Below are 10967 nucleotides of genomic sequence, written 5' to 3'. Positions count from 1 at the left end.
CCGCGGCCGCGCGCAGCGCCAGCCGCGGGCCGCCCCACCCCCAGCCCCTCCCTTCCAGGGAGGGGAGGCGCGAGGGCGAGCGCCTTGGCGATATCGATGCGCCATGCGAAGCGGTCCCCGTGCGCGACCCGCGCCGCGACCGCATCCGCGTCGAGCGCACGGCACGTCCCCGGATACACCGCCTCGGCCCCATGCGGCGCGCTCAAGCTCGCCGCGATCTCGGTGCGCGTGCAGAAGCACGGATACAGCAGCCCCATCCCCCGCAACCGCTCGAGCGCGGCGGCATAGACATCGAGACGGGTCGATTGGAACAGCATCGGTCCGTCCCACCCCAAACCGAGCCAGCGCAGATCGGCCTCGATCGCCGCGACATGCTCGGGGCGGCTGCGGGTGCCGTCGATATCCTCGATCCGCAGCAGAAACCGCCCGCCGGCCGCCCGCGCACGGTCGTGCGCCTGCACCGCCGAATAGGCGTGCCCCAGATGCAGTCGCCCGGTCGGGCTCGGCGCAAAGCGCGTGACGACCGAGGCCACGCGCGCACTTGACCGCGAGTCGGTCGCCGTGCTGAAATCGGACGAGACGGGTAGCGCTGTCATGACAGCGTCATCCTAATGGGCTTGAAGCCCCGCAGGAAGCGCCACTCAGTGGTAAAGGAGGGGCCGAAGTGTACCATCCCGATCTGATCCGCCACCCCGATGGCTGTCCCGCGCTTGTGCTCAACGCGGACTACACTCCGCTGAGCTATTATCCGCTGTCGGTCTGGCCGTGGCAGACCGCGATCAAGGCGGTGTTCCTCGACCGCGTCGACATCGTCGCCGAATATGAGCGCGAAGTGCGCAGCCCGACGCAGCGGATCAAATTGCCCTCGGTGATCGCGCTCAAATCGTATGTCCGCCCCAGCGCCTTCCCCGCCTTCACGCGCTTCAACCTGTTCCTGCGCGACAAGTTCGTCTGCCAATATTGCGGCGCGGGCAACGATCTGACCTTCGATCATATCGTCCCGCGCGCGCAGGGCGGTCGCACGACGTGGGAAAATGTCGCCACCGCGTGCTCGCCGTGCAACCTCAAAAAGGGCGGGCGCACGCCGAAACAAGCGGGGATGCCGCTGCATATCGACGCGATCCGCCCGACCAGCTGGCAGCTGCAGGAACACGGCCGACGTTATCCGCCCAATTTCCTCCACGATACCTGGCACGACTGGCTGTATTGGGACGTCGAGCTCGAGGCCTAAGCTGCCGGCGGTGCCGAAACGACAGTGTCGGAACGATCGGCGTGGCGCGCCGTTCACCCCCCAACGGGAGAAAACAATGCGCCGGCTGATGATCACGACCTGTCTGTTGCTTGTGGCAGGATGCGAATCCAAGCCGACAAATGACGAATATGCCGCCAATTTCGTGCCCCCGACGCTGCTCAAGCGCGCCGAATATGAAACGCTGCTCGAATCGCGCTGGACGCGGCTCGACCGCAATCTCGACGGCGCCATCGCGCAGTCCGAGGTTCCGGTTAAATATGCCAAGCGACTGAACGCGCTCGATGCCGATCACGACGGCAAGATCACCCACCGCGAATTCATCAGCGGCAGCCTCGCACGCTTCGACCGCGAGGATGCCAATCACGACGGCTTGCTGACCAACGTCGAGAGCAGCGCGGCGCGTACCGCCGAGGATGCTTCGAACAATGCGTCGTCCGCCGCAGCAGTGAAATAATCGACAAGCGATTGACCGCGCCGCTGCCGCAATGCAGCATGAAATCATGGCTGACCTCCCCGGAATCGCAAACAATCCCGACATTCGTTTTCTGGGCAAATTGCTCGGCGACGTGATCCGCACCTATGGCGGCGACGCGCTCTACGCGCGGACCGAATCGATCCGCACCGCCTCGGTCGACCGCCATCGCACCAAGAATGGCGACGGGGGGCGCGAGGCCGATCTCGGCCTCGATGCGCTGAGCCTCGACGAGACGCTCGATTTCGTGCGCGGCTTCATGCTGTTCTCGATGCTCGCCAATCTTGCCGAGGATCGCCAAGGCGTCGCTGCCGAACAGGGCGCCGATCTTGCCGCCGCGCTCGAACGGCTCGCCGGCGAAGGGATCGACAAGGCGCAGGTGATGGACTTGCTCCACCATGCGCTGATCGCCCCCGTCCTCACCGCGCATCCGACCGAAGTCCGCCGCAAGTCGATGATCGACCATCGCAACCGGATCGCGGCGCTGATGCGGCTGCGCGATGCCGACGTCCACGAGACGCCCGATGGCGACGACGTCGAGGAAGCGATCCTGCGCCAGATCGCGTTGCTGTGGCAGACGCGCGTGCTGCGCCGCGAACGGCTCTACGTCACCGACGAAGTCGAGATCGCACTGTCGTATCTGCGCGACGTCTTTCTGCCCGCACTCCCCGCGCTCTACCAGCGCTGGGACCGCGCACTCGGCGAGCGCGTGCCGAGCTTCCTCAAGCCCGGCAGCTGGATCGGCGGCGACCGCGACGGCAACCCGTTCGTCACCGCCGACAGCCTGAAGACCGCGCTCGCCAAGGCGAGCGAAGCGGTGCTCGGCTATTATCTCGACGCGGTCCATGCGCTCGGCGCCGAGCTGTCGATCTCGACCAATCTCGCGCCCGCCGACGACGCGGTTATCGCGCTCGCCGATGCCAGCGGCGACACCGCCGAGAGCCGCAGCGACGAGCCGTACCGCCGCGCGCTGTCGGGCATCTACGCGCGCCTCGCGGCGACGCATCTCGCGCTCACCGGCAAGCCGGCGCCGCGCGCCGCTGCGCTCAAGGGCGAACGCTATGCCGATCCACAGGCGTTCCGCGCCGATCTTGTCACGATCGCGCGCGCGCTTCGGTCGGGCGGCGGCGCGCTGTCGTCGGGCGGGGCGCTCGGCCGGTTGATCCGCGCGTGCGAGACCTTCGGCTTCCATCTGGCGACGCTCGACCTGCGCCAGAACAGCGCGGTGCACGAACGCGTCGTCGCCGAACTGCTCAAGGTGGCGGGCGTCGAAGCGGATTATCTGTCGCTCAACGAATCGCAGCGTGTCTCGCTGCTGCGCCACGAACTGTCGAACGCGCGGCCCTTGGCCAGCCCGTTCGCCGACTATTCGGACGAGACGAAGTCAGAACTCGCGATCGTCCGCGCCGCCGCCGAGGCGCACGCCACATACGGCCCGGCGTGCATCGTCCAGCACATCGTCTCGATGGCGCAATCGGTGTCCGACCTGCTCGAGCTCAACATCCTGCTCAAGGAGGTCGGGCTCTACCGCGGCGGCGCGACGCCTAGCGCGGCGATCATGGCGGTGCCGCTGTTCGAGACGATCGGCGATCTCGAGGCCGCGCCCGGCATCATGACCGAATGGTTCTCGCTCCCCGAAGTGCGCGGCATCACCGCGGCGCGCAGCTTCCAGGAAGTGATGATCGGCTATTCCGACAGCAACAAGGATGGTGGCTATCTCACCTCGACCTGGAGCTTGTCGAAAGCCTCGACCGCGCTGAAGGGCGTGTTCGCCGGCGCGGGTGTGGGCATGCAGCTGTTCCACGGCCGCGGCGGCGCGGTCGGGCGTGGCGGCGGCTCGGCCTTTGCGGCGATCCGCGCGCAGCCGTCGGGCACCGTCCAGGGCCGCATCCGCATCACCGAGCAAGGCGAAGTGATCGCGGGCAAATACGGGACGCGCGACAGCGCGATCACCAATCTCGAGGCGATGGCCTCGGCCACCTTGCTCGCCAGCCTCGAGCCCGATGCGCTGTCGGCCGCTGACACGCGCCGTTTCTCGGCGGCGATGGACACGCTCTCGGCGTCGGCCTTCGAAGCGTATCGCGGGCTGGTCTATGGCACCGACGGCTTCCGCACTTTCTTCCGCCAGATGACGCCGATCGTCGAGATCGCCGGCCTCAAGATCGGCAGCCGCCCGGCGAGCCGGACCAAGTCCGACAAGATCGAGGATCTGCGCGCGATTCCGTGGGTGTTCAGCTGGGCGCAGGCGCGCGTGATGCTGCCGGGCTGGTACGGCGTCGGCCAGGCGCTGAGCAGCTTCGAGGACAAGGGGCTGCTCGCCGAGATGGCGCAGGGCTGGCCGTTCTTCGCTGCAAGCCTTGCCAATATGGAGCAGGTGATCGCCAAGTCCGACATGGACATCGCGGCGCGCTACGCGACGCTGGTCGAGGATCGCGCGCTGGCCGACGCGATCTTCCCGCGGATCGTGGGTGGCTGGCAGCAAGCGCATGACGGCTTGCTCGAGATCACCGGGCAGACACGGTTGCTGCAGGCGCATCCCGCGCTCGACGCGTCGATCCGGCTGCGGCTGCCGTATATCGAGCCGCTCAACCTGCTCCAGATCGAGCTGATCAAGCGCCGCCGCGCGGGCGACGAGGACGAGCGGATCGGCGAGGGCATCCTGCTGTCGATCAACGCGATCGCGACCGCGCTGCGCAACAGCGGCTAACCTGAAAGCCCCTCCCCTTCAGGGGAGGGGCGCAACACCTATGCTACCGCTGGTCCGCCAATCGCGGCCGCGTCACCCACCGGCGCATCGACGACCTCGCCGCGCGAATAGAGCCCGGTCAGAATCCCGGCACCGATCACGTGCCCCGCCATCGCATTGAGCACCGCCCCGCGCCCCGGCCCGTCGCCGAGATCCTCGGGCGAGCAATCGAGCGCAAACAGCTGGAAGACGTAGCGATGCTCGCCATGCCCGCTGGGCGGATCGGGCGCGAGCCAGCCTTGCGACAGATAGGAGTTTATCCCGATCGCACCCGCCGCGCCATCGGCGGCGATCGCACCCTCGGCAAGCCCCGTCGTCGCGACGTTCATGCCCCACAGGATCGCGTGCACCAGCGGCGCGGGCGTCGGCGAATCGGCATCCTCGACGATCAGCGCGAGGCTCTGCGTCCCGGCCGGCGCGTCGGACCAGTGGAGCGGCGGCGAGACGCCCGCGCCATCGGCGGTGAAGCGCGCCGGCATCTCGGCGAAATCGCCGAACGCCGGGCTGCTCAGCGCGATCTCGACCGCACCGATCCCCAGCGCGGGATGGACGATCGCGAGATGCTCGGCACCGGCGCGGATGTTGCGCAAACTGGCGCCAAGCCATTCGGGGACATGTTCGAGCATCGCTGCGGCCTTTCAAAAGCTTGAGACAACCAAGCCCTCGGGCGCCGCACAGGTTCCGCCCGCGTCACAAAAACGGCGCGGCGATCTCGTCGCGCACCCGCGCGAGCTTGCCGGTCGCGCGGTCGAGCATCGCCCAGGTCGTCACCGCCTCGACCTTGACCTTGCCGTCGGCCCCGGTGAAGCGCACCGCGCGGTCGAACCGCGCGCCCTTTGGCGCCGCGGCAACCCAGGTCTCGCCGGTTACCGTCTCGCCGACACCGACATTGCCGCGATAATCGACCTCGTGCCGCGTCACGACCCAGAAATAGGCGTCGCGATGCTCGGGCAGCGCCTGCGCCATCCAGTGCGCCACCGCGATCTCCTGGATCCAGCGCACCCATACCGCATTGTTGACATGGCCGAGCTCGTCGATGTCGGCGGCGCTCGCGGTGATCGCCTGCACGAAGCGGCTCACGTCGCGGCTTTCCCGCGCGTGCGCCACCAATGGATCGCCCCGACGATCGCGGCGACAACGACGACCGCGCCGCCGACGATCAGGATCGCATGCTTGTCGGGCAGGAAGCGCTCGATCAGTTTTTCGAAACTGTGCCCGAACAGATAGCCGATTCCGGTGAAGACGATCCCCCATACCACCGCCGCGATCGCATTGATCAGCAGGAACAGCCTGGTCTCGACCTTGGTCGTGCCAATCGCGATCGGGCTGATCGTGCGGAAGCCGTAGATGAAGCGGAAGGCGAAGATGAAGCCGATCGGATAGCGTTCGAGCAATCCCAGCGCGCGCGCGAAGATCGGGCGCTGCTGCTGGCGTTTGACCCACGCCTTGCCGCGGAAATAGCGCCCGGCGCTGAAGAAGATCTGGTCGGCGACGAACGACCCCGCCGCTGCTGCCGCCATCGCACCGGGCAGCGGGAGCAGCCCCTTGTGCGACAGCAACCCACCCGCGACGACGACGGTCTCGCCCTCGATGCCGGCGCCGAGAAACAGCGCAGCCAGCCCATATTTCGCAATGATCGTTTCGATCGACACTAGCGTACGCCGCCTCTTGCTTCAGTCCCCACCGTCATCCCCGCGAAAGCGGGGATCCCGCTTCTTCTTCGCGAACCGGGCCAGGCAGCGCGACCCCCGCTTTCGCGGGGGTGACGGAGGAGGAGCACCACCTCATCGCAACTAGGCCTCGACGCCCAATTGCCACAGCACGAAGGCATGCTCCTCGGCCGCCTCGCGCAAGCTTTCGAAGCGCCCCGACTTGCCGCCATGCCCCGCACCCATGTTGGTCTTGAGCAGCAGCACATTGCTATCGGTCTTCACGCTGCGCAGCTTGGCCGCCCATTTCGCGGGCTCCCAATAGGTCACGCGCGGATCGTTGAGGCCGCCGCTGATGAACATCGGCGGATAGGCCTGCGCCTTCACTTGGTCATAGGGCGAGTAGCCGCGGATCAGCTCGAACGCCGCCTTATCCTCGATCGGGTTGCCCCATTCGGGCCACTCGCCCGGCGTTAGCGGCAGTTCGGCATCCATCATCGTGTTGAGCACGTCGACGAACGGCACGTCGGCAATCACCGCGCCCCACAGTTCGGGATCCGAATTGACCACCGCGCCCATCAGCTCGCCGCCGGCCGAACGGCCCGCGATTGCGATCTTGCCGGCCGAGGTCCAGCCGCCCGCGATCAGCCCCTTCGCCACATCGACGAAATCGTTGAAGGTGTTGGCGCGCTTCTCGAGCTTGCCGTCAAGATACCATTGCTGGCCGAGATCGTCGCCGCCGCGGATATGCGCGATCGCATAGGCAAAGCCGCGATCGAGCAGCGACAGCCGCCCGGTCGAGAAGCCCGGCGGGATCGCATAGCCATACGCGCCGTACGCATAGAGATAGATCGGCCGCGACCCGTCGCGCGGGAAGTCCTTGGGGTAGACGATCGACACCGGCACCTCGGTGCCATCACGCGCAGCGATCTTGAGCCGCTCGGTGCGATATTTGTCGCTGTCATAGCCGGAAGGGATTTCCTGCACCTTGAGCGTGGTCAGCGTGCCGGTGGCGACGTCGTAATTATATTCGGTGCCCGGCGTGACCATCGATTCATAGCCGACGCGCAACACATCCATCGCATATTCGGGATTGTTGCCCAGGCCCGCGTCATAGCTCGCCTCGGGAAAGACGATCCGCTGCGGTGCGATGCCATCGTCGTAGCGATGGATCTCGATCTGATCCAACCCGTCCTCGCGCCCGTCGACGATGAAGAAATCGCGGAAGCAGTCGATCCCGGTCATGTAGAAATGCTTCGACGGGCCGATCTTCTCGACCCACTCGCCCGGCGCCGAGATATGCGCGGTGCACAGCCGGAAATTGGGGTCGGTGTCGTTGGTGTGGATGAACAGCGTGTCGCCGTGCATGTCGACATCGTACTCGCGCCCCACCTTGCGCGGCGCGACGCACAGCGGCGTGGCGAGCGGGTCGGTCGCCGGGAGCAGATAGATCTCGCTCGTCACATGGTCGCCGCTCGACAGCACGATCCATTGGCGATCGCTCGTCTCACTGACGCCGACGCGGAAGCCCTCATCGGCTTCCTTGAACAATTCGACATCGTCGGCGACCGGCGTGCCGAGCCAGTGGAGCCTCGCATTGTCGGTGCGCCACTGCTCGTTGGCGAGGCCGTAGAGGAAGCCCTTGTCGTCGGCGGTCCAGACGATCTCCGACAGCATTCCCGGAATGACGTCGGGCAAATGCTCGCCCGTGGTCAGATCCTTGACGCGCACCTCGAACCGCTCCGAGCCATTGTCGTCGATCGCATACGCAAGCAGCCGCCCGTCGTTCGACACCGAGAAAGCGCCCAAACGAAAATATTCCCTGCCCTCGGCCAGCGCGACTTCGTCGAGGATCAGGTCGGGCTCGCCCCCGCCGACGGGCTTGCGCCACCATTTGCGATACTCGCCGCCGGTCTCGAACGAAGTCCAGTACAGCCAGTCGCCATCCTTCTGCGGCACCGACGAATCGTCTTCCTTGATGCGCGCCTTCATCTCGGCGTAGAGCCGGTCGATCAGCCCCTTGTGCGGCGCCATCACGGCTTCGAAATAGGCGTTCTCGGCCGCGAGATAGGCGAGCACGTCCGTATCGTCGACCTCGGGATAGTTGGGGTCCTTCAGCCACGCGTACGGGTCTTCGATGGTCACGCCGTGTGCGGTGAAGCTGTGGGCGCGAGTCTGCGCGACGGGCGGGGTGAGGTCTGTCATCCCCAATCCCTACCCGCTCCCGGCGGGACAAGTCGAGATGCGTGCACTTGGGCGACCCGGCTCAGGCAGCGCACCGTCGACCTGTCCGACCGCAGTGACCGCCACCCCGACATCCGCTTGCGTCGCGCTGCGCTCTCTTCTCGGCGCGCATCGCCAGCGACGGGACGAGACCTCCAGCAGCAACCCACATCCTAAGGATAGCGCGTCCGCAGGCGAACCGGGCACGCCTGCGGGGATGGATGCCGTCGGCCCTGTCGCGCCCGGGCGCGATCTGGCAAGGTTGCGCTTCGTCCCGCCCGATCCGTCAGGATAGGCTCCCTCGCAACCGAACGCCCTCCCCGCTTCCCGCAACTACGAGAAAACGCATGTCGATCCATTCCACCCGCCTCGCCGCCCTTCGTGCCCAGCTGGCGCACGACCGTCTAGACGGGTTCGTCGTCCCGCTGACCGACGAGCATATGAGCGAATATGTCGGTGCCTATGCGCAGCGCCTCGCGTGGCTGACGGGATTCCAGGGGTCCGCCGGAAGCGCGGTCGTGCTGACCGAGAGTGCCGCGATCTTCACCGACGGCCGCTATACGCTGCAAGTCCGCGAACAGGTTGCGGCCGACGACTGGGCCTATGTCGCCGTGCCCGCGACGAACATCGCGGCATGGCTCGGCGAGCATGCGCCGACCGGCGGGCGGATCGGCTATGATCCCTGGCTCCACACCCGCGGCTGGGTCGACGACACGCGCGCCGCGCTCGCCGCGCGCGGTGCCGAACTCGTCGCGGTCGAGACCAATCCGATCGATGCCGTCTGGAGCGACCGCCCTGCCCCATCGGACGCGCCGCTCGTCGTCCAGGACGAAGCGCGCGCCGGCGTCGGCTCGGCCGCCAAGCGCGCGCAGATCGCCGACTGGCTCGCCGCGACCAAGGCCGACGCCGTCGTGCTGACCGCGCTCGATTCGATCGCCTGGGCGCTCAACGTGCGCGGCCAGGACGTCGCGCACACGCCCGTCGCGCTGGCCTACGCGATCGTCGATGCCGACGGCACCGCCGACCTGTTCGTTGCGCCGGAAAAGGTCAGCGACGCGGTGCGCCAGCATCTCGGCAATGCGATCCGCCTCCACCCGCGCAGCGCCTTTGCCGACGCGCTCGGCCGCTACGCCGGCAAGCGCATCGCAGCCGATCCCGAGCGCGCGGTCGCCGCGATCTTCGAGCGGCTCGATCAGGGCGGTGCCACGGTGCTCGCGCTGCGCGACCCCGTCGTGCTCGCCAAGGCGGTCAAGAACCGCGTCGAGATCGACGGTCACCGTGCCGCCTCGGCGCGCGATGGTGCCGCGCTTGCGAAATTCCTCCGCTGGGTCGAGGCCGAGGCGCCCAAGGGCGGGCTCGACGAACTGGCGTGCGTCGCCAAGCTGCAGGCGTTCCGCGAAGCGACGGGCGTGCTGCTCGACACCTCGTTCGACACGATCTCGGCGACGGGCGCGCACGGCGCGAGTCCGCACTATCACTCGACGCCCGAATCGAACGCGCCGCTCGAACTGGGCCAGCTGTACCTGGTCGACTCGGGCGGGCAATATGCCGACGGCACGACCGACCTGACGCGCGTCCTGCCGATCGGCGAGCCGACCCCCGAAATGCGCGACCGCTTCACACGCGTGCTGCAGGGCCATATCGCGCTGGCGACCGCGGTCTTCCCGCACGGCACGACCGGCGGGCAGCTCGATCCGTTCGCGCGGCGGCCGCTCTGGGCGGTGGGGCTCGATTATGCGCATGGCACGGGCCACGGCGTCGGCGCCTATCTCTCGGTGCATGAAGGGCCGCAGCGGATCGCGCCGCCGACCTATCCCGGCGGCGGCCCGGCCGAGCCGCTGCGTGCCGGCATGATCCTCTCGAACGAGCCCGGCTATTACAAGGCGGGCGAATACGGGATCCGGATCGAGAATCTGATCCTGGTCGAGGAGCGCGGCTTTGCCGAGGGCGCGACGATGCTCGGGTTCGAGACGCTCACTTTCTGTCCGATCGAACGCTCGCTGATCGTCACCGAGATGCTGAGTGCAGCCGAACGCGCGTGGCTCGATTCATACCATGCCCGCGTCGTCGCGGTGATCGGCGATCATCTCGATGCCGACGAGCGTGCCTGGCTCGCGGCGAAATGCGCGCCTATCGCGTGACATCGTCGTCGCGCGGCGCCGCGTCGAGCGCCCGCTCGCGCCCCTTGCGGCGCTTGAGGTTCTCGCGCAGCGCCGCGGCCAGCCGCGCCGCTTTCTCGTCTTCTTTTGTGCTCACCGGTGAAACGCTCCTTGACAATCCCCGCGCCAACCGCTCTTAGGCCGCTTCCGCAGACGCCGTAAGGTGCTTTGCGGACATGCTGCCGTAGCTCAGTGGTAGAGCGCATCCTTGGTAAGGCTGAGGTCGTGAGTTCAATCCTCACCGGCAGCACCAGTTTTTTAAGTGACTTAGTGGATAATTCCCCTTCCGGGGGATCCTGCGGCCTGAGCTGGATAATAACCGGATAACAACGAGGGATACCCCATGCATTGCGCGGAGCGCGCGCAACGCGGGATGCGTTTAATATTGAGCTATACTCCGTCTGCTTGACGACCCGCGAAATCGTCGCTCGCTCAAGCCATGATTCTGAAATCTGCAGGATCGATG

The 10967-nt window shown here is 67.0% G+C and carries 10 protein-coding genes and 1 tRNA gene; 5 read left to right on the top strand and 6 right to left on the bottom strand.

The genetic code is table 11. The features are described from left to right. Positions 1–596 (bottom strand): glutamate--tRNA ligase family protein (locus QN347_RS17280; RefSeq protein ID WP_323494222.1); only part of this gene is annotated, 596 nt, incomplete at its 3' end. Between the two features lie 68 nt (positions 597–664). On the opposite strand from QN347_RS17280, the gene QN347_RS17275 reads away from it, so the two are divergent. The 3 genes from QN347_RS17275 to ppc all read left to right on the top strand — a co-directional run bounded on the left by QN347_RS17275 (position 665) and on the right by ppc (position 4431). Continuing rightward, on the top strand, positions 665–1231 hold the full coding sequence (locus QN347_RS17275; RefSeq protein ID WP_140852173.1) for an HNH endonuclease: 567 nt from the start codon (positions 665–667) through the stop codon (positions 1229–1231). An 88-nt stretch (positions 1232–1319) separates the two neighbouring features. After that, positions 1320–1706: a calcium-binding protein gene (locus tag QN347_RS17270; RefSeq protein ID WP_133191603.1), complete on the top strand. Its 387-nt coding sequence runs from the start codon at positions 1320–1322 to the stop codon at positions 1704–1706. Between the two features lie 46 nt (positions 1707–1752). Continuing rightward, on the top strand, positions 1753–4431 hold the full coding sequence (gene ppc, locus QN347_RS17265; protein WP_322160943.1) for a phosphoenolpyruvate carboxylase: 2679 nt from the start codon (positions 1753–1755) through the stop codon (positions 4429–4431). 38 nt (positions 4432–4469) lie between these two features. On the opposite strand, the gene QN347_RS17260 is transcribed toward ppc, so the two are convergent. The 4 genes from QN347_RS17260 to QN347_RS17245 form a co-directional block, all read right to left on the bottom strand. Further along, positions 4470–5096, bottom strand: a complete 627-nt coding sequence (locus QN347_RS17260) for a YbhB/YbcL family Raf kinase inhibitor-like protein (protein WP_322160945.1) — start codon at positions 5094–5096, stop codon at positions 4470–4472. A 64-nt stretch (positions 5097–5160) separates the two neighbouring features. Then, on the bottom strand, positions 5161–5550 hold the full coding sequence (locus QN347_RS17255) for an acyl-CoA thioesterase (RefSeq protein ID WP_189676978.1): 390 nt from the start codon (positions 5548–5550) through the stop codon (positions 5161–5163). Next, positions 5547–6122 (bottom strand): DedA family protein, encoded by a 576-nt coding sequence (locus tag QN347_RS17250; protein WP_322160947.1) that lies wholly within the window; start codon positions 6120–6122, stop codon positions 5547–5549. The genes QN347_RS17255 and QN347_RS17250 overlap by 4 nt, the downstream gene beginning before the upstream one ends. A 141-nt stretch (positions 6123–6263) precedes the next feature. After that, entirely contained in the window at positions 6264–8324 is a 2061-nt protein-coding gene (locus tag QN347_RS17245) for a S9 family peptidase (protein WP_322160949.1), read from the bottom strand. 365 nt (positions 8325–8689) lie between these two features. Between QN347_RS17245 and QN347_RS17240 the strand changes: the two genes are divergently transcribed. Then, entirely contained in the window at positions 8690–10483 is a 1794-nt protein-coding gene (locus QN347_RS17240; protein WP_322160951.1) for an aminopeptidase P family protein, read from the top strand. On the opposite strand, the gene QN347_RS17235 is transcribed toward QN347_RS17240, so the two are convergent. Then, complete coding sequence (locus tag QN347_RS17235; RefSeq protein WP_268249518.1) at positions 10473–10598, bottom strand: hypothetical protein; 126 nt, start codon at positions 10596–10598, stop codon at positions 10473–10475. The two genes, QN347_RS17240 and QN347_RS17235, sit on opposite strands and share 11 nt — an antisense overlap. 81 nt (positions 10599–10679) lie before the next feature. Between QN347_RS17235 and QN347_RS17230 the strand changes: the two genes are divergently transcribed. Next, positions 10680–10754: transfer RNA gene (locus QN347_RS17230), tRNA-Thr, on the top strand. Positions 10755–10967: the final 213 nt, after the last annotated feature.

Source organism: Sphingomonas sp. 10B4, from assembly GCF_035019905.1.
In the GTDB taxonomy this organism is placed as follows: Bacteria; Pseudomonadota; Alphaproteobacteria; order Sphingomonadales; family Sphingomonadaceae; genus Sphingomonas; species Sphingomonas glacialis.
The sequence above is the reverse complement of the archived record's forward strand: the minus strand, read 5'-3'. Positions and strand labels throughout refer to the sequence as shown.

Coding starts and splice junctions, on each gene's coding strand:
- QN347_RS17270 (WP_133191603.1), top strand. CDS start 1,320: ATGATCACGACCTGTCTGTTGCTTGTGGCAGGATGCGAATCCAAGCCG.
- ppc (WP_322160943.1), top strand. CDS start 1,753: ATGGCTGACCTCCCCGGAATCGCAAACAATCCCGACATTCGTTTTCTG.
- QN347_RS17260 (WP_322160945.1), bottom strand. CDS start 5,096: ATGCTCGAACATGTCCCCGAATGGCTTGGCGCCAGTTTGCGCAACATC.
- QN347_RS17245 (WP_322160949.1), bottom strand. CDS start 8,324: ATGACAGACCTCACCCCGCCCGTCGCGCAGACTCGCGCCCACAGCTTC.
- QN347_RS17240 (WP_322160951.1), top strand. CDS start 8,690: ATGTCGATCCATTCCACCCGCCTCGCCGCCCTTCGTGCCCAGCTGGCG.